The organism is Halococcus sp. IIIV-5B (genome assembly GCF_003602035.1).
GTDB lineage: Archaea > Halobacteriota > Halobacteria > Halobacteriales > Halococcaceae > Halococcus > Halococcus salsus.
On record NZ_QZWE01000014.1, the window covers coordinates 32,002 to 57,267 of the forward strand.

Consider the following 25,266-nt stretch of genomic DNA (forward strand, 5'->3'; position numbering starts at 1 on the left):
AACCCCGATGGTACCACGGCGGAAGTGGAGTGAGTGGCCGAGTCGATGACCGACGAAAACCGCCCGCCTCCTCGGCCGTCAACCGGTGTATCACGGCGTCAGCGCCGCCATACCGATAGCGCGCGTGCGGGAGACTTATGCCGCCAGGACTGCTACGAATCGATAGATTATATGTCGCAAGACAAGTATGGAGCGGGGCAGATTCAGGTCCTCGAAGGCCTCGAGGCTGTCAGAAAGCGTCCGGCGATGTACATCGGGTCGACGGACGCCCGCGGGCTCCACCATCTCGTTTATGAGGTCGTCGACAACGCCATCGACGAGGCGCTCGCCGGGTACTGTGATTCGATCACCGTCACGATCCACGACGGCGAGCACCCCTCCGTGAGCGTCGCCGACGACGGCCGCGGGATCCCGGTCGACGAGCACGAGAACGGGAAGTCCGCGCTCGAAGTCATCATGACCGTACTCCACGCCGGCGGGAAGTTCGACAAGGAGTCCTACCAGGTCTCCGGCGGGCTTCACGGCGTCGGCGTCTCGGTCGTCAACGCGCTCTCGAAGTGGGTCGAGGTCACCGTCAAACGCGACGGCGCGGTCTGGAAACAGCGCTTCGACCACGGCGAACCCGACGGCGACCTCGAACGGGTTCGCGACCTCGACCCCGAGGAGGAGACGGGCACGGAGCTCCGCTTCTGGCCCGACGAGGAGGTCTTCTCGACGACGGACTTCGCCACCACGACGCTCGCGACCCGGCTGCGCGAGCTCGCCTTCCTCAACTCCGGGGTCGAGATCCAGCTCAGGGACGAACGCGACGACAGCCAGGAGCGATTCCGGTACGACGGCGGCATCCGCGAGTTCGTGGTCTACCTCAACGAGTCGAAGAGCGCGCTCCACGAGGACGTGATCTACCTCGAGGACACCGCGACCATCGACGATGGCGAGGTCGCGATCGAGGTGGCGATGCAGACCACCAGCGAGCTTCAGGGCTCGATCCACGCCTTCGCGAACAACATCAACACCCGCGAGGGCGGGACCCACCTCACGGGGTTCAAGACCGCGCTGACACGGGTCGTCAACGACTACGCCAAGGAGAACGGCCTGCTCGACCCGCTCGACGGCGACACGCTGAAGGGCAGCGACATCCGCGAGGGGCTTACCGCTGTGATCTCGGTCAAGCACCCCGACCCGCAGTTCGAGGGCCAGACCAAGACCAAACTCGGCAACGGCGAGGTCAACGGCATCGTCGCGAGCGCGGTCCACAAGCACCTCGACACCTACTTCGAGGAACACCCCGACACCGCGAAGGCGGCCATCAGCAAGGCCGTCGAGGCCGCGAAGGCTCGCCGCGCGGCGAAGAAAGCCGAGGAACTCACCCGCCGGAAGTCGGCGCTCGAATCCACCGCGCTCCCCGGCAAACTCGCCGACTGTCAGACCCGCGACCCGAGCGAGGCCGAGCTCTTCATCGTGGAGGGCGACTCCGCGGGCGGCAGCGCGAAACAGGGTCGGGACCGGGAGTTTCAGGCCATCCTCCCCCTCTTCGGGAAGGTCCTCAACGTCGAGAAGCACAGACTAGATCGGATCCTCGAAAACGAGAAGATTCGAAATCTGATCACCGCCATCGGCGCGGGCGTCGGCGAGGAGTTCGACATCGAGGAGACCAGATATCACAAGATCGTCATCATGACCGACGCCGACGTCGACGGCGCGCACATCCGGACGCTCTATCTGACCCTGCTCTATCGCTATCTCAAGCCGCTCATCGAGGCGGGCTACGTCTACGCCGCCCAGCCGCCACTCTACCGGATCCGGAAGGGCAGCGAGACCTACGACGCGATGACCGAAGCCGAACGCGACCGGATCGTCGAGGAGAAGTGCGACGGCTCGCCCGACCAGGTCCAGCGGTTCAAGGGCCTCGGCGAGATGAACCCCGACCAGCTCTGGGAGACCACGATGAACCCCGAGAACCGGATCCTCAAGCGGATCACCCTGGAGGACGCCGCCGCCGCCGACCGGATGTTCTCGGTGCTGATGGGCGACGCGGTCGAGCCCCGCCGGGACTTCATCAAGAGCCACGCGACCGACGCCGAGTGGGTGGACATCTAATGCATCCCCACCTTTCAGCCCCACCTTTTGCTGCGCTCGCCTTCGGCTCACTGGCAAAATGTGGATCAAAAGCGCGTCGGGTTCCCGTTCGGTCACCCTCGCGCCCGCTCGCTCACTCCGTTCGCTCGCGGTGGGACCACTGGCGACGCCGCACCGCGACCGCACCGGCCGCAGAAGCCCTCCGGCGCTTCGCGCCGTCGCCCTTCATCCACCAGGACCGCACCGCAACCGTACCGCGGCCGCACCGCCGCGGCCGACCGGCCACCGAAACCGCGACACACCCCTGATCCATGAGTTCTGATATTCCCCCAAGCGGTCCCGACGCGTCGATGGATTCGGTCCGTATCGAGGACGAGATGGAGCAGTCCTACATCGACTACGCGATGTCCGTCATCGCGGGTCGGGCGCTCCCCGACGTTCGCGACGGTCTCAAACCCGTCCACCGCCGGATCCTCTTCGCGATGCACGAGGAGGGCGTCACCTCCCGTGCGGGCCACCGGAAGTCCTCCTCCGTCGTGGGCGACACGATGGGCGACTACCACCCGCACGGCGATTCGGCGATCTACGACGCGCTCGCCCGGATGGCCCAGGACTTCTCGATGCGCGCACCGCTCGTCGACGGCCAGGGTAACTTCGGCTCCGTCGACGGCGACCCGCCGGCGGCGATGCGCTACACGGAAGCCCGGATGAGCCCGATCGCGGAGGAGCTCCTCTCGGACATCGAGAAGGACACCATCGACTTCGTCCCCAACTACGACGACCGCCTCGAAGAGCCCGACGTGCTCCCGGCGGCCTTCCCGAACCTCCTCGTCAACGGTTCGTCCGGTATCGCGGTCGGGATGAGCACGAACGTCCCGCCGCACAACCTCGGGGAGGTGATCGACGCCACGATCCACCTCATCGAGAACCCGAACTGCGTCGTCGAGGACCTGATGGAGCACGTGAAGGGGCCCGACTTCCCGACCGGCGCGGAGATCGTCGGTCGCGAGGCGATCCACTCGGCCTACACCACGGGTCGCGGTCGGGTCCGGATGCGCGCGAGCTACGAGATCGAGGAGAACTCGAGTGGTGATCGGATCGTCGTCACCGAACTCCCCTATCAGCAGAACAAGGCCAAACTCGTCGAGCACATCGCGGACCTCGTCAATGACGGCACCCTCGAAGGGGTCTCCGACCTCCGTGACGAGTCGGACAGGGACGGCATCCGGATCGTCATCGACCTCAAGCGCGGCGCGCTCACCGACGTGGTCGAGAACCAGCTCCTCGAACACTGCTTCGAGAAGACCTTCGGGGTGATCAACCTCGCGCTGGTCGACGGCGAGCCACAGGTCCTCGACCTGAAACAGCTTCTCGGGCACTACCTCGACCACCGTCGCGAGGTGGTCCGCCGGCGCACCGAACACGACCTTGCCGAGTCCGAGGACCGAGCCCACATCCTCGAAGGTCGGCTGACCGCGCTCGAAAACGCCGAGGACGTCATCGAGCGCATCCGGGACGCCGAGGACCGGGACGCGGCGAAGGCCGCCCTGCAGGACTCCTACGACCTCTCCGAGCGCCAGGCCGACCACATCGTGCGGATGCAGCTCGGGAGCCTGACCTCGATCGAGGTCGAGGAGATCGAGGCGGAGTACGAGGACGTCCAGACGGAGATCGACCGGCTCGAAACCATCCTCGGGAGCGACGCCGAGCTCGACCGGGTGATCACCGACGAGCTCCGGGACGTCAAAGCCGAGTACGCCGACGACCGCCGGACGCGGATCGTCGAGGACTACGGCACCGTGACCCGCGAGGACCTCATCCCCGAGGAGGAGGTGGTCGTGGTGGTGACCCAGAACGACTACATCAAGCGGATGCCGGCGGCGAACTTCGAGGCGCAGGGGCGCGGCGGCAAGGGGATCATCGGCACGAAACTCAAGGAAGGCGATAGGGTGTCGGCGGTCTTCCGGGCGAACACCCACGACTATCTCCTGTGCTTCACCAACCAGGGCTACGTCTACCGACTCAAGGTCTACGAGGTGCCCGAGATGGGTCGGACGGCGCGCGGGAAGTCCGCGGTGAACCTCGTCGACCTCGACGACGGCGAGGATATTACTGCTGTGGTGGCGACCGACGACCTCGACGACGAGGACCAGTGCCTCACGATGGTCACGCGCGAGGGGTACATCAAGCGGACCTGTGCCACCGACTTCGAGAACATCCACTCGAACGGTCTGATCGCCACCCGGCTCGAAGACGGCGACGAGCTCGTCGACGTGACCGTCACCGACGACGAGGGCGACCTGATCGTCGCCACCGAGCAGGGGATGGCGATCCGGTTCCCGAAGGGGGAAGCCCGCGAGATGGGGCGGAGCGCCCGTGGGGTGAACGCGATCAAACTCACCGACGACGACGCGGTGGCCGGGCTGGTGGTCGCCGACGACGACCACGACCTCCTCACGCTCACCGAGAACGGCTACGGCAAGCGCACCCCGATGGAGAAGTACCGGACCCAATCGCGCTACGGCAAGGGGCTGAAGGACATCAAGACCGGCGACCGTAACGGCGGCGTGACGGCGATCGAGACCGTCACCGCCGACGACGACCTCGTGGTGATGAGCCAGAGCGGCCAGATCATTCGAACCCACGTCGAGGACATCTCGGCCGTCGGCCGGAACACGAAGGGCGTCCGGGTGATGCAACTTGCCGACGGCGACCACGTCGCCTGTCTCGACGTCCTCTCCGAAGTCCAGTAGGCCGCCGTCGCGGCGGCGGCGCGGTCGCGGTGCGGTCCTGGTGGATGAAGGGCGAGGCCCGAACGGAGCGAGGTTCGACCGAAGGGAGAACCTCGGATGCGAACGGGGAATGCAATGACCCGTGAGCGGAGTGAGTGGCCGAGGGCTTCGGCGGCCGGTGCGGTGGCGGAGTCGGTAGTTATTGTACCGCGAACGAGCGAAGCGAGTGAGCGGGCGCAAGCGCGACCAACGGGAGCGCGCAGCGCTTTTGATCCACATTTTGCCAGGGAGCCGAAGGCGAGCGCAGCAAAAGGTGGGGTTTTATTGAAACATCCGCAACGGCTCGGCCTGTGAGCTCTCGTCCTCGGCTTCGGCCATCCGTTCGGCGAGTCGCTCGCGGGCCTCGCGGATCTCCTCGGCGCGTTCGGTCAGGTCCTGGGTCTCGACCTCGACGTCGGCGATCGGCGCGACTCCGTGTTCGAGGACGACCCGGGCGGCCTCGGGGTCCGGGAACTGGGGGTTGGTCTCGACGATCAGGCCGACGCCGTCGAGACCGACTCGGCCCGCGTGGTAGAGCAACGCGCCGGTCGGGCCGCTGACGAGGCCGCCCTCGGCGGGTGGGACGATCCCCGCGTCGTCGAGCAGGCGGTCGCCGTTGCCGGTCGAGACGCCGTAGAGTTCGCGGGGGCCGTCGGACTGGTCCGGCAGCCCCGAGAGGTAGATCGGGGTGACGTCGTGCTCGTCGAGCCAGCCGGTCACGCAGGCCGCGAAGGCGGTCGCTTCCGAGGGTGAGACGGGGACGTCGCTCTGGAGCACGACGAGGTTCCGGTCGGGGTCGGCGTGGAGGCGGACCGGTGGGACCAGCGCGGAGCGTTCGCCGCGGTAGACCCCGACCTGGGGGACGCCGTCGCAGTGGACGCCCGCGTAGTACTCCATCTCGAAGGCGTTCACGAGGTGGTCGGCGACGGTCTTCCCGACGAGGCCGACCCCGGGGAGCCCCTCGACGAGCGTCGGCGAGTCGAGTTCGATGTCGGCCACGACGTCGATACGGGCCATAGGTGGAACCAGTCGCCGCGCCGACATAGCTCTTCCCCGGACTCCGAAATCGACAAGCGACCGCGCCGACGACCGGCGGTAATGGACCCCCTCGACAGATACGAACCCCTCGTCGACGATTTCGCGGCGTTCCGCGCGGTCTGTGAGCGCCCGCTCGGCCACGTCGCCCGGGTCAACACCATCAAGACGGACGTCGAACGCGCTAAGCGAGCGCTCGACGAGGAGGGCGTCGAGTTCGAGTCACCCGACTGGCACCCGGGGCTCGTGAAGCTCGACGGCACGACCACCGGCCGGACGTGGGGTGCGTTCCATGGCTGGCTCCACGGCCAGGAGGAGGTCTCGGCGCTGCCGGCGACGGTCTGTGACCCGAAACCGGGCGACCGGGTGTTCGCGGCGTGTGCCGCCCCCGGCGGGAAGGCCACCCAGCTCGCGGCGCTCGCCGACGACCGCGGGCTCGTGGTCGCGAACGACCGGAACCTCGGACGGCTCTCGGCCCTCCGGTTCAACGCCGAGCGCCTGGGGGTGACTTCGATGGCCGTGACGAACCGGGACGCCGGCAACTACTCGCTCGCGCCGTTCGACTTCGAGGCGTTCGACCGCGCGCTCGTCGACGTGCCGTGTTCGTGCGAGGGCACCATTCGAAAGAATCCCGACGCGCTCGACGAGTGGTCGTTACAACGAATCGAATCGATCGCCGGCACGCAGAAGTCGATCCTTCAGCGGGCGGTCCAGGCGACCAAGTCGGGTGGAACGGTGGTCTACTCGACGTGTACCTTCGCGCCGGAGGAGAACGAGGCGGTGCTGGACGCGGTTCTCGATGGCGAGGACTGTCGGCTCGTCGAGTTCGAGTGCGGGCTCGAAACGAGACCTGGGGTCACCGAGTGGGAGGGCGAGCACTTCGACTCGAGCGTCGAGCGCGCGAAGCGGGTCTACCCCCATCTCAACGACACGGGAGGATTTTTCTGTGCGAAGTTGGAGGTCACGGGATGAGTGGTCCAAACGGGAACGACGGCTCGCGGTTCGACCGCCTGCCCGCGACCGCCGCCGACCGCTCCGTCGAGGGGCGAGCGACCCGCGAGGAAGTCGTAGAGTTCTGGCACGACCGCTACGGCGTCTCTCCCACCGTCTTCGACGAGTACACCTTCTGGGAGAAGGGTGCGGGGAAGGTCTGGGCCTTCGCGGGCGAAATGGAGGAACCGGTCGAGATCGAGGCGCTTGGGATGACCTGCCTCCGAACCCGGCAGGAGCACTGGAAACCCACCACTGACGCGGCCCAGCGCTTCGGCGGACACGCCACCGAGAACGTGATCGACCTCACCCGCGACGAGGCCCGGCGGTTCGTGGCGGGCGAAGATCAAGAAATCGAGTGGGACGGCGATTGGGGTTACCTCGTCGCGGCCCACGACGTCGCCGGCGAGCCCGAGCCCCTCGGTGTGGGGCTCTACCTCCACGACGAGCTCCGGTCACAGATCCCGAAGGGCCGCCAACGCGACCTCTGACTCAGCCCTTCTCCCGCACCGTACCGCCGCTCAGTCCCTCCCACTCCACCCGATAGCCGAGTTTCGAGAGGAGGGCGCTGGCGTCGTCGATCCCGATCTCGTCGAGGCGGGCTTCGGCCGCCGAGAGCGCCATCCCCGGTTCGATCGTCTCGTCGAGCGACGCGAGCACCGCCGGGCGAACGAGCGTGCGTCCGACGCGGTCGTGTTCGGGGAACCGCTTCCCCTCGACGACGGCCTCCGAAACGCCGTAGTCGGTGGCGAGCTCGGCGAGCGGGACGACGTCGGCCTCGGGAACGAGTTCGTCCGGCAGCGCCGCCGCGCGTTCGTCGTTGAGTCGCTCCTCGTACCCTCGGAGTGCGTCCCGGACGTCCTTGAGCCGGACCCGCTTCGAGTAGGGGATCGCGCGGGCGTCGCGGGCGTCGAGCTTCTCGCCCACCCCCAGGGAATCGTCGACCGCGACGAGGAGTTCGACGGCTTCGAGCCCCTCGATCTGTGAGAGCTTCTTCGCGACGTACGCCGGGGTCCAAAAGCCCATGATCTCGAAGTAGACCCGGAAGTTCCCGTACTTCCACTCGAACGCGAAGTCCGGGATCATCACCCTCGCACCCGTTTCGAGCGGTTCGGGTTCGCGCACGAGGTCCCAGTCGAGGTCGAGCGAGGCGAACCGGGTCGCGAAGTCGGCCTCCACCGCGCTGTCGTAGCTCACCTCGACAACGGGTTCGGTTCCCGGCACGCGAAGGTCATCGTCCGTGAGCCGGAGTTCGCGCTCGGTGCCGTGGTCGTCGATGGTCGCCGCGAACACCCACTCCCCCGCCCCGGCGACACTTCTGAGGAGTCGGGCGAACCGGGTGCCGTAGCGTCTGGTCCGTCGAAACACGCTGTCGGGGCCCGTCACGACGACTTCGCGTTCCGAGAGCGTCCCTCCTCGCTCGCCGGTCCGTCGGATCTCGTACATCAGCCGGAGGCGTTTCACCGCCGTGACGACCGCTCGCGGGTCCGAACACCTGATCCGGACCTCGGTCGCGTCGAAGAGGGCGGTCTGGGCCATCGAGAGGTCGTACTGCGTGAGCAGTCCGTCGGGGTCCCACGGGACGTCGACCGCCACGAGCACCTGCCGTTCGTCGAGGTCGGCGTAGAGCGACCGCTCGACGACCTCCGGTGACGCATCGAGCGCGTCGGCGGCCCGCGACAGCGCCGTCTCGCGCTCGCCCTCGGTGACGACCCCGACCGACTCCGCGGCGGCGAAGACGGCGCTTCGGGTTCGTTCGGGGTCGATCCCGGCGCGCGTCTCGAAGGTCGCCTCCCGGTCGACGAGCTTCGCGAACCCGCGGACGAGTTTGAAGTCGTCGGCCTCGTGTTCGAGGTCGGCGAGCGCGTCGTCGAGGTCCGCCCGCGTCTCGCCGACGTGGCCCTGATAGACCCCGATGACCCGCGCCGCGAGCCGCCGGTCGTCCGGGGTCGCGAACTGCGGGTGGTAGCCCCCGCCGGCGCGCGACACGCGGAGGAGGTCCTTCGTGAGCACACCGAAGCTGAGGAACCACGACGTAAAAACCGTACTCGCCGCTACCGCCGCCGTTCGGCGACCCGCTCCTCGGCGGTCTCCTCGGTGACGACCTCGTAGAGCAGCGCCCGCCCTCCATCGGCCTTCGGGCGGAGCACCCGGCCGAGGCGCTGGGTGAACTCCCGTTCGGAGCCGCTGCCCGAGAGCACCACCGCGACGTTGGCGTCCGGCACGTCGACCCCCTCGTCGAGGACGTTCGCGGTGACGACCCGCGAGTAGGTCCCGTCCCGGAAGTTCTCGAGGACCTGGCGGCGCTCGGCCGCGCCCGTTTGGTGAGTGATCGCCGGGAGCAGGAACCGCTCGGAGAGCCGGTAGACGAGGTCGTTGTGCGCGGTGAAGACGATGACCCGGTCCTCGCGGTGGCGGTCGAGGAGGTCGGCGAGGGTCTCGACTTTGGCCGCGGCGTTCATCATCACCTCGCGAGCGCGCTGGTTGGCGAGCAACGCCGCGCGCGCCTTCGGGTCGTTCCCCGAGCGCATCACGAGCTTCCGGTAGTCGCTCCCGCTTCGCATATCGAGGTTCGAGCGCGCGAGGTAGTTCGTGAAGATTTCCCGATGTTCGTCGTACGCGGCGCGTTCGGCGTCGGTGAGCGAGACCTCGACGCGTTTCACGTCGTAGGCCGCGAGGTGACCTCCGGCGAGGTCGTCGGCCGCGATACGGTGAACCAGTGGGCCACAGAGCTCGGCGATCGCCTCGTGCGCGCCGTCGGGCCGCTCGAACGTCGCGGTCAGCCCCAGCCGCGCGGGTGCGGCGAGCAGGCGCGCGATCTCGCGGTAGCCTTTCCCACCCAGATGGTGGACCTCGTCGAAGACCACCAGCCCGAACCGGTCGCCGATGTCGTCGGCCCGGAGGTAGGCCGAGTCGTAGGTCGCCACGGTGAGGGGTTCGACGCGCTGTTCGCCCCCGCCGAGCTGGCCGACCGGAACCGAAAATTCGGTTTCGAGTTCGTGCCGCCACTGTGAGAGGAGGTCGATCGTGGGGACCACCACGAGCGCCGCGACCCCGAGGGCTTCGATGGCCTCGATGCCGATGACGGTCTTCCCGCTCCCGGTCGGGAGTTCGAGTACGCCGCGGTCGTCGTTCGCCCGCCACGCGTCGAGCGCTTCCCTCTGGTAGTCACGAAGTTCGTACGCCGAAGCCACGTCGAGCCCCGGCGCGTCGAGCACCCGGTCGTCGACCGCGACCCCACGCTCGTCGAGGGCATCGCGCAGTTCGGCGTAGCGGAACGCGGGCGCTCTGGCCGTCTTCGAACGCGGGTCGGCCTCGACGAACGGCAGGTCGAGGTCGACACCCTCGACCCGGAGGGTGCCGTTCTCGTAGGTCAGCGTGGCGGCCACGCCGACCCTGTGGGTCGCGGGCGCTTATACCCGCCGTCGAGCATCCGGATGCGCCCCCAATGGTCGGCACCGGGTCCGTCGAGCGGCGCACGATTCCTGAATCCTTTTGTCCGTGTATCGGCTCCCCTCGACCATGACCGAGAACGACGGCGGGCCGTCGAGCGACCCGAACGAACCGGAGGAGGTGCCGGTCGAGGAGGCGGCGACCGGCGAGTCGACGGCGAACGACGCGGCCCCGGAGACCGACGCGACGGCCGCGGACCTCGTCGAACGCGTCGAGGAACACGCGGACGGGGAACTCGCGCGCGAGGTGGACGACCTCCGCGAGCGCGCCGCGACGGCCGCGGAACGCGCCGACGAGGTCGAGGAGCTCGAAACCCAGCTGAAACGCAAGCAGGCGGACTTCCAGAACTACAAGAAACGGACGAAACAGCGCCAGGAGGAACAGGAGGCCCGCGCGACCGAGGACCTCGTCACCCGTCTCCTCGAGGTCCGCGACAACCTCTCGCGGGCGCTCGACCAGGACGAGGAGGTCGACATCCGGCCGGGCGTCGAGAGCACCCTGGAGGAGTTCGACCGGGTGCTCGACGACGAGAACGTCGACCCGATCGACCCCGCGCCCGGCGACGCCGTCGACCCGCAGCGCCACGAGGTCATGCTCCGTGTCGACAGCGACGAGCCCAGCGACACCGTCGCGGAGGTCTACCGCCCGGGCTACGAGATGGGCGAGAAGGTCCTCCGCCCGGCGCAGGTCACCGTCAGCGAGTAACCTTACCGGCGGCGGCTCGCCGAGGCCGCGATCCTGACCCCCGGACTGTAGAAGTGAACCGGGTCGCTCTCGGGGTCGGCGAAGCCGTTGGCGCGAAAGAGCGAGTTCCCCTCGATCGTCACGTCGGCCCGCGAGAGCGGCCAGCGGTCGTGGCTCACGTTCGAGTATCGGATGGTGCCGTCCGGCGCTTCGGTGTAGAAGCGATAGCGCTCGGTGATGAAGTCGGCGAGGGTTCCGGTCCCGGTCTCGACCTCGCCCTCGGTCGGTTCGTAGCTCGCGCGGAAGTCGGCGGGTCGCGCGCCGGGATGGCGGCGGTGGTTCACGAACCGGTTCCGGTGCCCTCTCGATTCGTGGGTTATCCGGGCGTAGTAGTACGGCAGGTGGTGGAACAGCCGCGCGCCGAGTACGCCCGCGATCCCCTCGGCATCGAGGCTGAAGAAGTAGACGCTGGGCGTCCCGTCGACGTCGACGTAGGTCCGGAGGTTGAGCTCGGGGAGGTCGACGCCGAATCGCTCCGGTACCCCGCGCGGGCGGACGGCGGCGTTGGTGAAGGGCACGACCGAGAGCCACGCCTCGCCCTCGAACGTGTCGACGTCGAGCGCGTCGGGGAGGTGGGCGGCGACGGTCTCGGGTGGGAGCGGCCAGTTGGCGAAGAGGAGTTCACGCCAGTGCATCTCGAGAGGGACGACCATAGCCGGAACACGGGTTCGAGGCGCTTTTGGCTTTCACCCACGGACCGTTCGTCACACGGTGTCCGCCGGAACGATGGTATTGCGGTCCGGGGTTCGTCCCGCTGGTTTCACGACCGAATCCCTCGAAAACGCTGTAAGGGGACGGTATCGCGCGTTCGACGACGACGGCTGATGTAGCAACTTTTAACCGGCGGAAACCGATAGGGGTTCCCAACAATGGCGAGCAACAAGATCCTCGGTATCGACTTGGGGACGACGAACAGCGCGTTCGCGGTGATGGAGGGTGGCGACCCCGAGATCATCGTCAATGGCGAGGGCGACCGCACCACGCCGTCGGTGGTAGCCTTCACCGATGACGAGCGCCTCGTGGGCAAACCCGCCAAAAACCAGGCGATCCAGAACCCGGACCGCACGATCAACTCGATCAAGCGCCACATGGGCGAGGACTACGAGGTCGACATCGACGGTGAGGACTACACGCCCCAGGAGGTCTCGGCGCTGATCCTCGGCAAGATCAAACGCGACGCCGAGGAGTACCTCGGCGACGAGGTCGAGAAGGCGGTCATCACCGTGCCTGCGTACTTCTCGGACAGCCAGCGCCAGGCCACGAAGGACGCCGGCGAGATCGCGGGCTTCGACGTCGAGCGGATCATCAACGAGCCGACGGCCGCCTCGATGGCCTACGGCCTCGACGACGAGTCCGACCAGACGGTGATGGTCTACGATCTTGGAGGGGGCACGTTCGACGTCTCGGTACTCGATCTGGGTGGCGGTGTCTACGAGGTCGTCGCGACCAACGGTGACAACGATCTCGGTGGCGACGACTGGGACCAGGCCATCATCGACTGGCTCGCGAAGGAGTTCGAGTCCGACCACGGCTTCGACCTCCGGGAGGACCGCCAGGCCCTCCAGCGGCTGAAGGACGCCGCGGAGGAGGCCAAGATCGAACTCTCGAACCGGAAGGAGACCACGATCAACCTCCCGTTCATCACGGCGACGGACTCGGGACCGGTTCACCTCGAAGAGAAGCTCTCGCGGGCGAAGTTCGAGTCGCTCACGTCGGACCTCATCGAGCGAACCGTCGAACCGACCCAACAGGCGCTCTCGGACGCGGGCTACGACGCCGACGACATCGACGAGGTCATCCTCGTCGGCGGCTCGACCCGGATGCCCCAGGTCCAAGAACAGGTCTCGGAGCTCGTGGACAAGGAGCCCCAGAAGAACGTCAACCCCGACGAGGCGGTCGCACTGGGCGCGGCGATCCAGGGCGGCGTGCTCTCGGGCGACGTCGACGACATCGTGTTGCTCGACGTGACGCCGCTCTCGCTGGGTATCGAGGTCAAAGGTGGCCTCTTCGAGCGCCTCATCGACAAGAACACGACCATCCCGACCGAGGAGTCGAAGATCTTCACCACCGCCGCCGCGAACCAGACCGAGGTTCAGGTCCGAGTCTTCCAGGGCGAGCGCGAGATCGCCAACGAGAACGAGCTGCTGGGTGAGTTCCGGCTTGCAGGAATTCCGCCGTCGCCCGCGGGCACCCCGCAGATCGAGGTCACGTTCAACATCGACGAGAACGGTATCGTGAACGTCGCGGCCGAGGACCAGGGCTCGGGCAACTCCGAGGACATCACGATCGAGGGCGGTGCGGGCCTCTCGGACGAGGAGATCGACCGGATGCAGGACGAGGCCGAGCAGTACGCCGAAGAGGACGAGCAGCGCCGTGAGCGCATCGAGGCGCGCAACAACGCCGAGAGCTCCGTCCAGCGCGCGAACACGCTCCTCGAGGAGAACGAAGAGCAGGTCGACGACGACCTCCGGGCCGACATCGAGGACGCCATCGGCGAGGTCGAGGAAGTGCTGGAGGACGAGGACGCTACAACCGAGGAACTCGAGGACGCGACCGAGAGCCTCTCGACCGAGCTTCAGGAGATCGGCAAGCAAATGTACCAACAGCAGGAGGCCGCCCAGCAGGCCGCGGGCGGTGCCGGCGGGATGGGCGGTGCGGGCGCGGGTCCCGGCGGCATGGGTGACATGGGTGGCGACCCCGACGCGGACGACGACGAGTACGTCGACGCCGACTTCGAGGACGTCGACGAATCGTCGGGCGACGAGGACGACGAGAACTAGATCGGCATTCGCGTTCTCGAATCCCAACTGAAGTGCCACTTTCGTTGGCGGATCAACACACCCTTAGTGCGCTGACCCCCTATTCGATGCCATGGCCACCATCCGCCAGCTCGTCATCGACGTCCTCAAACCCCACCAGCCGACGATGCTCTCGGTCGCACAGCGGGTCGCCGAGCTCGACGGCGTCGGCGGCGTGAACGCCATCCTCGTCGAGATGGACGAGGAGGTCCGGAACATCAAGTTCACCATCGAGGGCGAGGACATCGACTTCGAGGCCGTCACCGAGACCATCGAGGACACGGGCGGGCAGGTCCACTCGGTCGACCAGGTCGCCTGCGGCGAGTACATCGTCGACGAGATGCCGACCCCGCAGGACTGATGGCGGTCGGTTCGGATTCGGATGGAGGGTCGGTGCTCGATCGGGTCGGCACCGACATGGTGGGGCCGATCGCCCGGCGGTACTTCGTCTCGAACGGCTTCGACGGCGCGCTCACCGGTGTCGGGGTCACCGTCGGCGCGTATCTCTCGGGGATCGACGAGGGCCTCACGGTGGTGAGCCTCGGCCTCGCCGCCGCCGTCGGGCTCTGTACCTCCGGGGTCTGGAGCGTCTGGGAGATCGAGCGCGCGGAGATGCGCGCCGAGATCCAGGAGACCGAGGAGGCGATGCTCGCGGACCTCAGCGACACCCAGGTCGAGCGCGACAAGATGAGCAACCAGGTCGTGAACGCCGCGATGAGCGGTCTGGGACCGTTGCTCGGGCTCGTCCTCCCGCTCACGCCGTTCCTGTTCGAGGCCACGGTCCTCACGATGTTCGAGGCCACCATCGCCTCCGTCGCGGTCGCGGTCGGCGTGCTGTTCACCTTCGGGGCCTACATGGCCTCGATCTCGCGTCAGCGGTGGTACGTCGCGGGCGCGCGGATGGGGCTCGCCGGCATCGTGGTCGCGGTGATCAACGTCTTCCTTCCCGGATAAACACCCACTTTTTTACTCCTCGGGTTAGCTCGCTGCGCTCGCTAACCACTCGTCGCAAAAACCTGGACTAAAAACTGCCGCTCGTTCGGCTTCGCCTCACTCACGGTACAACGACTTTCCGCTCCGCAACCGCCCCGCAACAGCCACGAGCCACCCCAACCGACTGCGCTCCTTGCTCGCTCGTTCCACTCGCTCACTGTCGTTCGAAACGGCGAAGCCGTTTCGTGATGACGAGAGAGCGAAGCTCTCTCGAACCACGGTGCTCATCCCACGCGCGAGTCGTGCCTCCGGCACTCCCGCGCGCCACCGCAGTCACATAACTTTCCCGAGCGATCCAACCGAACTTATGGGAGAGGCCCAGCATAGTAGCGCATGGTCGATGCAGGAGTTGTCGGGTTGCTGGTCGGCCTCGCGACGTTCCTCGTTTTAGGTGGCTACTACGAACTGCGTAGTCAGCCGAACGTGCCGCTGATCGTACGTGTCTCGTTTCTGACGGGATTGACCGTGCAGCTCGTCGACAGCATCGTCATCGACGGGACGTGGGGGCTGGTCACGATATCGACGCCCGATTGGGTTGGTCTCTCGACGACTACGATGGGGGGCTCGTTTCTCGTGTTTCCCGGCTACGTCGTCTGGCGGTGGCTGCCGCGGTCGTCGGATGCGCTCGACACCGACGCGAAACGGCGACTCTATCGATCCAGATGGTATTGGCTCGGCCTCGCTGCGGTGGTGATCGTGGCTTTCGCGATCGTCTTCTGGCTGGTTCTCATGCAGGCTGGGATTCTCTGAGCGCTACTCCACCTCGTGGAGGCGCTCGCCACGGTGGAGCCGGGTCGCGATCGAGAACGTCTGCTCGGCCGAACGCCGGGTCGGGAAGTGCGCCGCCATGTAGCGCGCACACGCCAGCAACGCCAATCGTTTCTCTTCGTCGTCTTCCACGGTCTCGAACCGGCGGAAGGCGGTCTCGACGTTCTGCAGGGTGTGGAAGTTCGCGTCCTCGCGGAGCAACCCCCGGCCGAGAGTGCGTTTCAGGTCCTCGGGATCGCCGCCCGCGTCGAAGTGCTCGCTCACGAGGCTCGCCGCACGGTTGACCTTGCCTTGCTCGTCGAACGCGTCGAGCAGCTCCTCCCGGATCTCCTCGGGCGCGTGGTCGGTCTCGCCGGGCTCCGGGACCGGCGCACGCGGCGAGTTGAGGAACCGGTCGAGGTAGACGCTCATCGCGCCGTCGAAGCAGGCTCGATAGAGCTCGGTCGCGTCGGTCTTCTCGGTCGCGCGCCGGACCGCGTCGGCGTAGGTGAGGGTGTGGTGGACCGTGTTCCAGTCGCGGAACTCGTTGTTGGTCGCGAACCACGCGACGCGTCTCGTCGCGGCCCGTGCCACCGCGTCCGCGAGTTCGGTCGTCGTCGCCCCGTTCCGGACCGCGTCCGTGAGCGCGTCGATGATCGCCTCGGCGTCGTCCGCGAGCAGCGTCTCGACGAACGCCTCGGGTTCGTCCCACTCCTTCCCGTCGCCCGCCGCCACGAGGTCAGGCAGGGAATCGTTCGCGTCGGCGCACAGCCCCGCGATGTCCACTGGCTGTCGCCACGAGGAGAGCTCCTCCGAGCGGGTGGCGTCCGTGATCTGCGCCACCGTCGAGGCGAGCGCGCTATCGGCGTGCTCGTCCCATCCGAGGTGCTGGACGGTCTCGAAGGCGGTATTGATGAAATCCAGGGTGTGACCCGCGTTCATGTAGCGGTGGTCGGTGGCTCCAGCGAAGACGATCTCGGCCACGTCCTCGGGTGGGAGGCACGCGATGGCGGTGAGGAGACACCGCTCGGCCCCGTCGCTGTCGCGGACCTCACAGGTGTTCCGGAACCAGGATTTCAGCCGTTCCTTCGAGAGATCCCGGTTGTCGAAAGCGTACTGCTGGAAGCGGGGTGGTTCGCCCGCGGACTCGCTCGCGACCTCGCGCACTCCCAGGAACATCGCGCGACGCTTGTCGCGCCCGCCGACGGCGTCGTAGAGGTTCGCCATACAGCCAAGCGTCGTGAGGCCGCGGCCCCAGCCCATCGCGCGGTACTTCGTCCCGAAGTTCACCGCGGTTTCGAGCGGCGTGTAGAACCCCTCACCCTTCTCGTCTCGCGGCTCGCTTCGCTCGCCGCTCGACCGTTCCGTGGCGCTCTGCGCCACGTCGTCCAGCCCGATGACCGACTTCGCCATCACGAGCGAGAGGTTCTCCTGGAGGCCGTCGGCGAGCCGGTTGCGCCACCGCGTCGCGGGCGGCACGTCGGGTTCGGGCTCGGGATCGAGGTAGACCTCTCCATCTCGGATCTCGATGGGGAAGGTCTGGAGGTCGTCGGCGAAGAGGTCGAAGGTGTCCCCCGCCTCCAATTCGAAGCGCGCGTGGTGCCAGTGGCAGGTCAGGATCCCCTCGTCGATGGTGCCACGGGTGAGCGGGAACCCCATGTGGGGACAGCGATTGTCGACGGCGTAGACCTCGCCCTCGTGGTGGAACAGCGCGACCGGCCGCCCGCCAGCGTTCACGACCTGTTGGCCCTCGGCTTCGAGGTCGGGCAACGAGGCGACCCGCACGTACTTCGTGTTTTCGACTGCCATGGGTGCAGATCCGTGTGGAACCGACAAAACCGTTCCCTGAAATCCGTATTTGTAGGATATGCTGAACGACCACGCCGTGGCGAACGGATTCCGGAAGATCGCGATCAGGAACCGGATTGGTGGCCGCTGTGGTGCGGCCGGCGGCCGCGGGGCGGTGGCGGCGCGGTCCCTGGAGGATGAAAGGGCGAGCGCGACCGAAGGGAGCGCGAGGGCTTCGGCGGAAGCGGTGCGGGAGCGGTTTCGGTGCGGAATCGGTTAGTGGTCCCACCGCGAGCGACCGGCGGGAGCGAGCGGCCGTTTTTAGTCCAGGTTTTTGCAAGCGGGGGTGAAGCGAGCGCAGCGAGCGGAACCCCCCGCAGCAAAAAAGTGGAAACGGAGTGGAGGTTTAGTGAAATCGAACGCCGAGGTCGTGGAGGTCGTTGTTGCCGGCGAGGTTGATCAGGAGCGGCGTCAACCCCTCGACTTCGGGTGCGGCGGCGAGCGGGCCGGCGTCGAGCGCCCGGATCCCCTCGATCTCGGTCGTGAGGTCCTCGACCGTCGATTTGGCGTCGCTATCGTCACCCACCACGAGCACGTCCCAGTCGAGGTCGGCGTCGAGGTCCGCGAGCCGACCGGCGGCGAGGTTGTGGAAGGCTCCGACTACCGGAACGCCGTCAGGGGCGGCCCCCGCGGCGAGGGCGGTCACGCTGCCCGCGCTCGGCGGGTTGTAGGTCATGGCTCCGTCCTGGTTCTTCATCCCGACGGCGGGGCTCACGAGGACCGTGTCGTCGAGCCCGTCCGTTATCGACTCGATGGTGTCCGCGAGGTGGTAGGCGGGGACACAGAGCACGACCACGTCGGCGCGGTCGGCGGCCATCGCGTTGTCGAACCCGTTGACCTTGCCCTCGATATCTCTACTACGGAGTTCGTCCTCGTAGCGCTCGGCGTGTTCGCGGGCCTTCTCCGGGTCGCGGGAGCCGATAACGACCTCGTGGGGGGTGTCGCGGGTCCACCGGAGCGCGAGGCCAGTGCCGATGTCGCCGGTGCCGCCACAGAGCGCGATTCGCATACCTGTTCCTCGATCGAACGCCGAATAAACGTTGTGTGACGCCGATGTGGCACCTCGTCGGTGGCCGTGAGACGGCGCTGGTCGTGGGTCGTGGATGATGGTTCGAACCCCGACAAACCGGCGCTCGCCGGGCAGGGTGCTATGCTGGTCGGTCGCGTCGATCCGACCGAACAGCGACGTCGGCCACTCGAAACACGGGAGCGCCAATGTACACCGATCTCCTCTTTCCGACGGACGGGAGCGACAACGCGACCGACGCGATCAACGACGGGTTCGACCTCGCGACGGGGTGGAACGCGACGGTCCACCTGCTCCACGTCGCCGAACCGACCAGCACCGTGTTCTACGACAGCAGACCCTCGGCGGTCGACGAAGTGGACCTCGACCGCTACGAGGTCGCCGAGACCGCGATTGGGGTCTTCGCCGAGGCGGCCCAGGACCGCGGCCTCGACGTCGAGACGGCGGTTCGTCGTGGCGTCGCCGCCGAGGAGATCCTTCGATACGCCGACGACACCGGGATCGACCTCATCGTGATGAGCACGCGCGGCGTGACCGGCCTCGACCGGGTGTTCCTCGGCAGCGTGACCGAACGGGTTATCGGGGCCGCCGCCGTCCCGGTCTTGGTGGTGTGACCGGTCATAGCGGCGGCCAGTCGCCACGGTCGGCGACCACCCTTTCAGAACACGGCTACACGGGATCGAGCAGGTCGACCACGTCGTCGACCGAGTCGAGCACCGCGTCGGCTCCGACCTGTTCGAACGCCTCGCGCCCGGCCTCGCCCGAGAGCCCGCCAGTGAGCACGCCGACCCCCCGATACTCGCGTTCCGGGTCGGCCTCGACAGCGTTGTTCGCCGTGCGGACGTCGTCGAGCGTGTCGCCGACGAAGACGACGCGTTCCGCCCCGAAGCGCTCGGCGAGTTCGACGAGCGCCGCGGGGTCGGGCTTCCCGGGGAGCGAACTGTCCATCGTGAAGCGGTGGTTCTCGGGGAGGTCGAGACCGGCCCGCGAGAGCGCGATCTCCGCCTCGGCGGCTGGTCGGCCGGTGACGACCCCGACTTCGAAGTTCGAGGTGAGCCAGTCCAACGTATCCCCGTCGAGCAGGACCGACTCGTCGTCGATGAACCCGGTGTCGACCCCCTCCGCGAGGTCGGGATCGGGCTCGCCGCCCTCGATCTCGGCGTAGCGCTCGGGCCCGAGATAGAGGGTCTGGAAGACGTCGCGGAGGCGGCCGGGGTCCCACGCCGCGAGGACGCGTTCGCGTTCGGCGGGACCGAGCGCGTCGGCGACCACCACTTCGGCGGCGTCGAGCCCGCCGCCGGTGGCCGCGATCCGACTGGTGAACGTGCCAATGTCGTCGTCGAGCCCCTCACGGCTCGCGAGGAGGTAGAGCGCCGCGGCGTCCGTGAGCTCCCAGTCGTTGTTGAACCCGCCGGCGTTCTTGAACGCCTGCACAGCTCTGTCGTCGATCGACTCGCCGAGCACGACGTCGAGCGACTCGCGTATCGCTCGCCGGTAGGAGTCGGCGACGTCGACCACGACGCCGTCGATGTCGAGCACCACCGCGTCGGCCTTCATGCTCGCCTCCGTTCGCCGGCCGGCGTTCGGCCACCCGTCGTCACCGTGTAGAGCGTCTCGCCCGGCAGGGTCTCGGGGGTCGCGTCGATGGCGGGGAACTCGTTCCCGAGGGTCGTAAAGAGGAACGCCGCGCCGGCTTCACGGGCGACGGCGCGTGCCGGGCGGTGGAGTTCGCGCGGGAGGTTCAGGGCATATACTGCATCGGCTCCGGCGTAGATTCTGGAATCCGGTGCGGTGAGGTCGTCCCGTTCGAACGAGACGGCCGCGGGTACCGTTCGCGGGTGGATGTCAGTCGCGGTGACCCGCGCGCCGGCGTCGGCGAGCGCGCGAGCCAGGTCGGTTCGGCGACCGACGCCGACCTCGACGAGGGCGTCGAATCCCGCGAGTCGGTCGGCGAGCGCCGCGATGGTGGGGTTCACGTCGGGTCATTTATGATTGCCGCGACCTAATCCCTTCGTATGCACGTCGACATCGTGCCGGTCGGTGACGTCCCCGTCCGCATCAAGCGGGCGGCCTCGGCCGGATTGCGGTCGGTGTATGACTGCGACGTCACGCTCCACGACGCCTACGCGCTCCCCGACGACGCCTACGACGAGAACCGCGGGCAGTACCGCGCCGAATCGTTCATCGAGCTCGCGGGCCGGGTCGGCAGTGCCGAGAAGAACATCGCGCTCACAACGCAGGACCTCTTCTACCGCCGTCGCAACTACGTCTTCGGTCTCGCCTACCTCTCGGGTAACGGCAGCGTGGTCTCGACCTACCGCCTCCAGACCGCCGCCGACGGCGGGAGCCTCGACCGCTCCGAGCGTGACGTCTTCACCGACCGCGTCCGCAAGGAGGTCGTCCACGAGATCGGCCACACCCTCGGCCTCGAACACTGTAGCGACGAGCGCTGTGTCATGAACTTCTCGCCCACCGTCCGCGAGGTCGACGTCAAACGCCAACACCTCTGTCGCGACTGCAAACGGCTGGTCTAATCCGTCTCCGTCGTCGTGCTCGACGCGAACGAACCGAAATCGATAGTTTCGGGACCTGTCTGCACCACCTCGCCTTCGTACCGGCACGGCGTGGCACTCCCCGGATCGAACTCACCATCCCCCGGGTCGGCGTACATCACCGCTCGGATCGTGTGCTCGCCAGTGAGCGGCTCGTTGAGACGGATCGGTTGTCCGTCGACAGCCACACCACCATCGGGAGACCGGTACCCCTCGCTTCCGAGAACGGTATCGCCCTCGAACACGACGAGGACTACGTTCGCGTTCGTCTCGAGCGAGTACGCGACGTAGACCGTCTGCCGGGTCCAACTCGGCGGGTTGTCGAGCGCGTAGAACGAGAGATCCCTCGCGCCCTCACAGCTATGGTTCACGGTAGTCGTTTCCGGTGTCGTCTCACCGCTGGTCGATGCTTGCGTTTCGATGGATCGTGTGGTCGGCATAGGGCCGTCCGCGCGCCCGGTGACGGTCCACGGCCCGCTCGGCGTGGGTTCCGCCGTCGCCATCGTATCGGACCCGCCGCCTCCACCTGACGAATCGTCGACACAGCCTGCGAGCAGTCCGCCCGCGAGCACCCCACCGCCGGCACGAAGCACCGCCCGCCTTGTCGGGGTCATAGCGGACCCGTTCACAGAGTCGGCAAGTGCTTTGTGGCGGATCCGTCCGCTTCAGCTTCGCCGCCATCGCTGAGCTTCGACGAGCGCGGCGACCCCGCTGACCAGACCGGCGACGAGCAGCCCCGGTCCGCCGACGAGCCACATCGGGAGGCCGTACTTCGCGAGCGTCACGCCGAAGGTCGCGGCCCGCACCGTTCGACCCGTCTCGTTGAGCCGGGAGTCGAACCGCGGCTCGTCGGCGGTCGGGTGGTCGGCGCTTCCCTCGCCCGCTCCATCCGCGGGGATCCGGTCGGCGTCGTAGGGCAGTCGCCCCGTTTTCACCGCCCAGACGGTTTCGCCGTTCGCGTCGACCTCCACGATGCGGTCGTTGTACGAGTCCGCGACGAGGGTGTTTCCGTTGGCGAGGCGGTCGGCGTCGCGCGGCCAGTCGAAGCGGGCGCTCCCGCCGGCGGCCCAGACGCGATTGCCTTTCTGATCGAACTCCACGACGCGGTCGCCCTCTGAGTCGGCGACGAGGACGTGGCCGTCGGCGAGGCGGTCGGGGTTGTGCTGGGCGGCGAGCGGGCCGACGTAGCCCGCCGGTGTGTAGTGGTTCGGGCCGAGGACGGGCATCACCGACACCGACCCGTTCGGGGCGACGCGGAGTTCGACGACGGTGTCGAAGTTCCGGAGGCTGACCTGAAAGGTCCGGTTCCCGAGCCTGTCGACGTCGTTCATGTGGGTCCAGTCGCCCTCGGGGCCCATGTCCGCGGGCCGGTCGTAGGTCGCGTTGGCGTTCCACTGCCACTGGACCGAGCCGTTCCGGTCGATGGCGAACACCCGGTCGTTGCCCATGTCGGCGAGCACCCAGCGGTCCGCGCCGTCGACGGTGTAGTGGTCGACGTCGTGGAGTTCGTGTTCGTGGCGCTCGACGTCGTACCAGCCGTACCGCCAGCGCGTCTCGTTGGTCCGTGGATCGACGATCCGCACGGTGTTGTGTGCACAGCCGGAGACGTTGTCGGTCGCGTACCGCGCGGGGCACTGGCTGTCGGGCCGTTCGTCCGACCCGGCGATCTGCACTCGATGGGGGCCGAGCGCCTCGACGTCGAAGACGTTGCCGACCGCGGTGTACTCCCAGATCACTGTCCCGTTCGGCGCGACCATCATCGCGCCGCCCTCGTCCTGGTAGCCCTGGAGGCCGACGAGCGTGTTCGTCGCCGGTCGGTCCCCGTCGACGGCGAGGTGTGGGGTTGCGGCGCTCACGAAGCCGACGAGCGCGAGCGCGACCAGGAGCGCCGAACAGCCGGCGAGAAGCAGCGCGCGCCGTTTCGAGGGCTGACGAACCCGGCGTCGCACCCTCGAACGCCAGCCCATCAGGCCGTGTAGTAGTACTCGCCCTCGCGTTTCTGCTCGCGGTCGAGCTGGCTCCCGGGTTTGTTGATCCGGGGCCGACCGACGCGCTCGTCACGCCGGAAGGTCACGTCGAGGTCCGAGAGGAACCGGTTCATCCCCTCGCGCATTCCCACGGGCGGGCTCGCGTGCCCGGACTGGGCGGGCTCGCCGTCGAACACCAGCAGCCGGTCGGCGAGCAGGTCGATCATGTAGGTGTCGTGGTCGATGACGAGCGCGGTCGCGTCGTGGTTCTCGGTGTACCGTCGAATCGCGGAGATGGCCTGAACACGTTGTTCGACGTCGATGTGGGCCGAGGGCTCGTCGAGCACGTAGAGGTCGGCGTCCTCCGAGAGGCACGCCGCGATCGCGACGCGCTGGCGTTCGCCGCCCGAGAGATCGGTTAAATTCTGCTCCATCACGCGGCCGAGCTGGAGGGGCTGGGCGATCTCGGTGTTCCAGTAGGAGGTGCCGAAGTCGGTGGTGATCGAGGCGAGGTACGAGTCGACGCGCATCGGCTGGTCGAGCTGGATGTACTGCGGTTTGTAGGCCACGGAGAGTCGGGTGTCGAGTTCGCCCTCGTCGGGCGCGAGCTCGCCGGTCAAGAGTTCCGCGAAGGTGGATTTCCCGATACCGTTCGGGCCCACGACGCCGAGGACCTCGTTCTCGTAGATGGTGCCGCCTTCCACGGACAAGGAGAACTCGCCGTCGCCGTAGGACTTCGCGAGGTCGGGATACTCGACGAGGGTGTCACCTCCCTTCGTGCTCCGCGGGGCGTGCTCCTCGAACTCGATGGCGTTCGGGCGAATTCTCATGTTTTCGTTGTCGAGATACCCCGAGAGGTACTCGTTGATGCCGTTCTTCACCGACTTCGGGTCGGTGATCACGCCGTAGGCCCCGGGCTCGCCGTAGGCCACGTGGAGGGAGTCGGCGAGGAGATCGAGGATCGCGAGGTCGTGTTCGACCACCAGCATCGAGCGGTCGTCGCCGACGAGTTCGCCGATGAGCCGCGCCGCGGTCATCCGCTGACCGATGTCGAGGTAGGGCGTGATCTCGTCGAGGAAGTAGAAGTCGGCCTCGCGAGCGAGCGTCGCGGCGAGCGCAACGCGCTGGAGTTCGCCCCCGGAGATCGAGTCGATCGGCTGGTCCATCACCGGGCCGATCGAGAGCCGCTCGACGAGTTCGTCGAGCACGCCACGCTCGTCGGTGTTCTCGAGGAGTTCTCTCGTATTGCCGTCGAAGCGGTTGGGGATCCGGTCGACGTACTGCGGTTTTCGGGCCACCGTCACGGCGTCGTCTTGGAGGGCTTCGAGGTAGCTCTGGATCTCCGTGCCGCGGTACTCGTCCATCACCGCGTCCCAGCCCGCGGGGTCGCCCCACTCGCCGAGATTCGGGGCGATCTCGCCGGCGAGGATCCGGACGGCGGTGGTCTTCCCGATGCCGTTCGGCCCCAGAATTCCGGTGACGCGGCCCTCACTGGGTGCGGGCAGCCCGTAGAGCGCGAAGGAGTTCTCGCCGTAGCGGTGGACGGGTGAATCGTCGAGCTCCTGGGGGAGGTTGATGATCTCGATGGCGTCGAACGGGCACTTCTCGACGCAGATCCCGCAGGTCTCGCCGAGACAGATGTCCTCGGAGATCGAGATCTGCTTCGGGCCGCCGTCGTAGCCACCTTCGGATTCGTCCTCGCCGTAGCGCTCCTCGCGGGTGACGATACACTCAGAACCCGTGCGGTTCGGCGGGCAGAAGTTGGCGCACTCGTAGTTACAGCGGTCGGGCTGACATCTGTCGAGGTCGACGACCGCGATCGAATCGTCCGCCATTAGACGGCGGTACCGGCGGTCAGCAGGATCGTCCAGGTCACGAACCAGAAGGCGAAGGTCATGAACGCAACGTAGAGGTTGTCCTTCAGCCCGAACTCCTCGACGTCGATGCCCAGCAGCCGGAGGGCCGGCAGCTGGACCAGGATGGCGGCCGCGAGCGGATAGAGCCCGACGGTGGCCTGGGCGGCGTCGCCAGCCAGCGCCGAGGAGACCAGCGCGGCGGCGATGCCCGACAGCGAGGTGAGCGCCACCACCGTGAGGCTCCGCATGTGGTCGTCGGGCCGTCCATTGACCGTCTCGGTCGACATACCCCGACTCGGCCACGCGCGCTCAAAAGCCGTTCGCTCTCGTCGGCCACGGCCCGGATCGAGGGGCTCGGCGCGACTCTGGCGACCGAACCGACCGCTGCCGAGAAACGATCGGACCG

General features: G+C 67.5%; 23 protein-coding genes. 11 read left to right on the forward strand and 12 right to left on the reverse strand.

Translation table 11 applies throughout. From position 1 onward, the window contains the following. Positions 1-171 precede the first annotated feature (171 nt). Positions 172-2,100 (forward strand): DNA topoisomerase (ATP-hydrolyzing) subunit B, encoded by a 1,929-nt coding sequence (gene gyrB, locus D3261_RS10890; RefSeq protein WP_120072279.1) that lies wholly within the window; start codon positions 172-174, stop codon positions 2,098-2,100. A 290-nt stretch (positions 2,101-2,390) separates the two neighbouring features. Then, complete coding sequence (gyrA, locus tag D3261_RS10895) at positions 2,391-4,832, forward strand: DNA gyrase subunit A (protein ID WP_199693992.1); 2,442 nt, start codon at positions 2,391-2,393, stop codon at positions 4,830-4,832. A gap of 300 nt (positions 4,833-5,132) precedes the next feature. Here gyrA and D3261_RS10900 read toward each other — a convergent pair whose 3' ends face one another. After that, positions 5,133-5,867: a proteasome assembly chaperone family protein gene (locus D3261_RS10900; RefSeq protein WP_120072282.1), complete on the reverse strand. Its 735-nt coding sequence runs from the start codon at positions 5,865-5,867 to the stop codon at positions 5,133-5,135. An 81-nt stretch (positions 5,868-5,948) separates the two neighbouring features. On the opposite strand from D3261_RS10900, the gene D3261_RS10905 reads away from it, so the two are divergent. Further along, positions 5,949-6,857, forward strand: a complete 909-nt coding sequence (locus tag D3261_RS10905; RefSeq protein ID WP_120072284.1) for an RsmB/NOP family class I SAM-dependent RNA methyltransferase — start codon at positions 5,949-5,951, stop codon at positions 6,855-6,857. Further along, on the forward strand, positions 6,854-7,366 hold the full coding sequence (locus tag D3261_RS10910; RefSeq protein ID WP_120072286.1) for a hypothetical protein: 513 nt from the start codon (positions 6,854-6,856) through the stop codon (positions 7,364-7,366). Before D3261_RS10905 ends, D3261_RS10910 begins: the two co-directional genes overlap by 4 nt. Position 7,367: 1 nt before the next feature. Here the strand turns inward: D3261_RS10910 and D3261_RS10915 are convergent, their stop codons facing one another. After that, on the reverse strand, positions 7,368-8,888 hold the full coding sequence (locus D3261_RS10915; RefSeq protein ID WP_120072288.1) for a DUF790 family protein: 1,521 nt from the start codon (positions 8,886-8,888) through the stop codon (positions 7,368-7,370). Between the two features lie 41 nt (positions 8,889-8,929). Next, positions 8,930-10,264, reverse strand: a complete 1,335-nt coding sequence (locus D3261_RS10920) for a DEAD/DEAH box helicase family protein (RefSeq protein WP_120072290.1) — start codon at positions 10,262-10,264, stop codon at positions 8,930-8,932. Positions 10,265-10,397: 133 nt separating this feature from the next. Here D3261_RS10920 and D3261_RS10925 point away from each other — a divergent pair, with 133 nt between their 5' ends. After that, positions 10,398-11,033 carry a nucleotide exchange factor GrpE gene (locus D3261_RS10925; protein WP_120072292.1) on the forward strand — a complete coding sequence of 212 codons (636 nt, stop codon included), beginning with the start codon at positions 10,398-10,400 and terminating at the stop codon, positions 11,031-11,033. Between the two features lie 2 nt (positions 11,034-11,035). On the opposite strand, the gene D3261_RS10930 is transcribed toward D3261_RS10925, so the two are convergent. Then, positions 11,036-11,725 (reverse strand): YqjF family protein, encoded by a 690-nt coding sequence (locus D3261_RS10930; RefSeq protein ID WP_199693994.1) that lies wholly within the window; start codon positions 11,723-11,725, stop codon positions 11,036-11,038. Positions 11,726-11,941: 216 nt separating this feature from the next. Here D3261_RS10930 and dnaK point away from each other — a divergent pair, with 216 nt between their 5' ends. The 4 genes from dnaK to D3261_RS10950 all read left to right on the forward strand — a co-directional run bounded on the left by dnaK (position 11,942) and on the right by D3261_RS10950 (position 15,613). Beyond that, positions 11,942-13,852: a molecular chaperone DnaK gene (gene dnaK / locus D3261_RS10935; RefSeq protein WP_120072294.1), complete on the forward strand. Its 1,911-nt coding sequence runs from the start codon at positions 11,942-11,944 to the stop codon at positions 13,850-13,852. Positions 13,853-13,943: 91 nt separating this feature from the next. Next, on the forward strand, positions 13,944-14,231 hold the full coding sequence (locus D3261_RS10940; RefSeq protein WP_120072296.1) for a DUF211 domain-containing protein: 288 nt from the start codon (positions 13,944-13,946) through the stop codon (positions 14,229-14,231). Next, positions 14,231-14,824 carry a VIT1/CCC1 transporter family protein gene (locus D3261_RS10945; RefSeq protein WP_120072298.1) on the forward strand — a complete coding sequence of 198 codons (594 nt, stop codon included), beginning with the start codon at positions 14,231-14,233 and terminating at the stop codon, positions 14,822-14,824. The genes D3261_RS10940 and D3261_RS10945 overlap by 1 nt, the downstream gene beginning before the upstream one ends. 372 nt (positions 14,825-15,196) lie before the next feature. Further along, positions 15,197-15,613, forward strand: coding sequence for a hypothetical protein (locus D3261_RS10950; protein WP_120072300.1), 417 nt, complete (start codon positions 15,197-15,199; stop codon positions 15,611-15,613). Between the two features lie 3 nt (positions 15,614-15,616). On the opposite strand, the gene D3261_RS10955 is transcribed toward D3261_RS10950, so the two are convergent. Beyond that, positions 15,617-17,419 (reverse strand): Rieske (2Fe-2S) protein, encoded by a 1,803-nt coding sequence (locus D3261_RS10955; RefSeq protein ID WP_120072302.1) that lies wholly within the window; start codon positions 17,417-17,419, stop codon positions 15,617-15,619. 385 nt (positions 17,420-17,804) lie between these two features. Next, positions 17,805-18,467 (reverse strand): NADPH-dependent F420 reductase, encoded by a 663-nt coding sequence (gene npdG, locus D3261_RS10965; protein WP_120072306.1) that lies wholly within the window; start codon positions 18,465-18,467, stop codon positions 17,805-17,807. A gap of 206 nt (positions 18,468-18,673) precedes the next feature. On the opposite strand from npdG, the gene D3261_RS10970 reads away from it, so the two are divergent. Continuing rightward, positions 18,674-19,099: a universal stress protein gene (locus D3261_RS10970; RefSeq protein WP_120072308.1), complete on the forward strand. Its 426-nt coding sequence runs from the start codon at positions 18,674-18,676 to the stop codon at positions 19,097-19,099. A 55-nt stretch (positions 19,100-19,154) separates the two neighbouring features. Here D3261_RS10970 and D3261_RS10975 read toward each other — a convergent pair whose 3' ends face one another. Together D3261_RS10975 and D3261_RS10980 are read right to left on the reverse strand one after the other, a co-directional pair. Next, positions 19,155-20,042, reverse strand: a complete 888-nt coding sequence (locus D3261_RS10975; protein ID WP_120072310.1) for a TIGR01548 family HAD-type hydrolase — start codon at positions 20,040-20,042, stop codon at positions 19,155-19,157. Continuing rightward, positions 20,039-20,461, reverse strand: a complete 423-nt coding sequence (locus D3261_RS10980; protein ID WP_120072312.1) for a UPF0146 family protein — start codon at positions 20,459-20,461, stop codon at positions 20,039-20,041. Before D3261_RS10980 ends, D3261_RS10975 begins: the two co-directional genes overlap by 4 nt. Positions 20,462-20,500: 39 nt before the next feature. On the opposite strand from D3261_RS10980, the gene D3261_RS10985 reads away from it, so the two are divergent. Further along, entirely contained in the window at positions 20,501-21,019 is a 519-nt protein-coding gene (locus D3261_RS10985) for an archaemetzincin family Zn-dependent metalloprotease (protein WP_120072314.1), read from the forward strand. On the opposite strand, the gene D3261_RS10990 is transcribed toward D3261_RS10985, so the two are convergent. Genes D3261_RS10990 through D3261_RS11005 form a run of 4 tightly spaced genes read right to left on the reverse strand, consistent with a single transcriptional unit; the run spans position 21,016 to position 25,147 of the window. After that, entirely contained in the window at positions 21,016-21,651 is a 636-nt protein-coding gene (locus D3261_RS10990; RefSeq protein WP_147464968.1) for a hypothetical protein, read from the reverse strand. The two genes, D3261_RS10985 and D3261_RS10990, sit on opposite strands and share 4 nt — an antisense overlap. A 51-nt stretch (positions 21,652-21,702) precedes the next feature. Next, complete coding sequence (locus D3261_RS10995) at positions 21,703-22,986, reverse strand: hypothetical protein (RefSeq protein ID WP_233553971.1); 1,284 nt, start codon at positions 22,984-22,986, stop codon at positions 21,703-21,705. 17 nt (positions 22,987-23,003) lie between these two features. After that, a complete protein-coding gene (locus tag D3261_RS11000; protein ID WP_120072320.1) occupies positions 23,004-24,839 on the reverse strand; it encodes a ribosome biogenesis/translation initiation ATPase RLI in 1,836 nt (611 codons plus the stop codon). After that, the gene (locus tag D3261_RS11005; protein ID WP_120072322.1) at positions 24,839-25,147 is read right to left on the reverse strand and encodes a hypothetical protein; all 309 of its coding nucleotides are present in this window, start codon (positions 25,145-25,147) and stop codon (positions 24,839-24,841) included. Before D3261_RS11005 ends, D3261_RS11000 begins: the two co-directional genes overlap by 1 nt. Positions 25,148-25,266 lie beyond the last annotated feature (119 nt).

Bases quoted from the DNA above. Each gene is read 5' to 3' on its own strand.
- gyrB (WP_120072279.1), top strand. From the start codon at position 172: ATGTCGCAAGACAAGTATGGAGCGGGGCAGATTCAGGTCCTCGAAGGC.
- gyrA (WP_199693992.1), top strand. From the start codon at position 2,391: ATGAGTTCTGATATTCCCCCAAGCGGTCCCGACGCGTCGATGGATTCG.
- D3261_RS10900 (WP_120072282.1), bottom strand. From the start codon at position 5,867: ATGGCCCGTATCGACGTCGTGGCCGACATCGAACTCGACTCGCCGACG.
- D3261_RS10905 (WP_120072284.1), top strand. From the start codon at position 5,949: ATGGACCCCCTCGACAGATACGAACCCCTCGTCGACGATTTCGCGGCG.
- D3261_RS10910 (WP_120072286.1), top strand. From the start codon at position 6,854: ATGAGTGGTCCAAACGGGAACGACGGCTCGCGGTTCGACCGCCTGCCC.
- D3261_RS10925 (WP_120072292.1), top strand. From the start codon at position 10,398: ATGACCGAGAACGACGGCGGGCCGTCGAGCGACCCGAACGAACCGGAG.
- D3261_RS10930 (WP_199693994.1), bottom strand. From the start codon at position 11,725: ATGGTCGTCCCTCTCGAGATGCACTGGCGTGAACTCCTCTTCGCCAAC.
- dnaK (WP_120072294.1), top strand. From the start codon at position 11,942: ATGGCGAGCAACAAGATCCTCGGTATCGACTTGGGGACGACGAACAGC.
- D3261_RS10940 (WP_120072296.1), top strand. From the start codon at position 13,944: ATGGCCACCATCCGCCAGCTCGTCATCGACGTCCTCAAACCCCACCAG.
- D3261_RS10945 (WP_120072298.1), top strand. From the start codon at position 14,231: ATGGCGGTCGGTTCGGATTCGGATGGAGGGTCGGTGCTCGATCGGGTC.
- D3261_RS10950 (WP_120072300.1), top strand. From the start codon at position 15,197: ATGGTCGATGCAGGAGTTGTCGGGTTGCTGGTCGGCCTCGCGACGTTC.
- D3261_RS10955 (WP_120072302.1), bottom strand. From the start codon at position 17,419: ATGGCAGTCGAAAACACGAAGTACGTGCGGGTCGCCTCGTTGCCCGAC.
- npdG (WP_120072306.1), bottom strand. From the start codon at position 18,467: ATGCGAATCGCGCTCTGTGGCGGCACCGGCGACATCGGCACTGGCCTC.
- D3261_RS10970 (WP_120072308.1), top strand. From the start codon at position 18,674: ATGTACACCGATCTCCTCTTTCCGACGGACGGGAGCGACAACGCGACC.
- D3261_RS10975 (WP_120072310.1), bottom strand. From the start codon at position 20,042: ATGAAGGCCGACGCGGTGGTGCTCGACATCGACGGCGTCGTGGTCGAC.
- D3261_RS10985 (WP_120072314.1), top strand. From the start codon at position 20,501: ATGCACGTCGACATCGTGCCGGTCGGTGACGTCCCCGTCCGCATCAAG.
- D3261_RS10990 (WP_147464968.1), bottom strand. From the start codon at position 21,651: ATGACCCCGACAAGGCGGGCGGTGCTTCGTGCCGGCGGTGGGGTGCTC.
- D3261_RS11000 (WP_120072320.1), bottom strand. From the start codon at position 24,839: ATGGCGGACGATTCGATCGCGGTCGTCGACCTCGACAGATGTCAGCCC.
- D3261_RS11005 (WP_120072322.1), bottom strand. From the start codon at position 25,147: ATGTCGACCGAGACGGTCAATGGACGGCCCGACGACCACATGCGGAGC.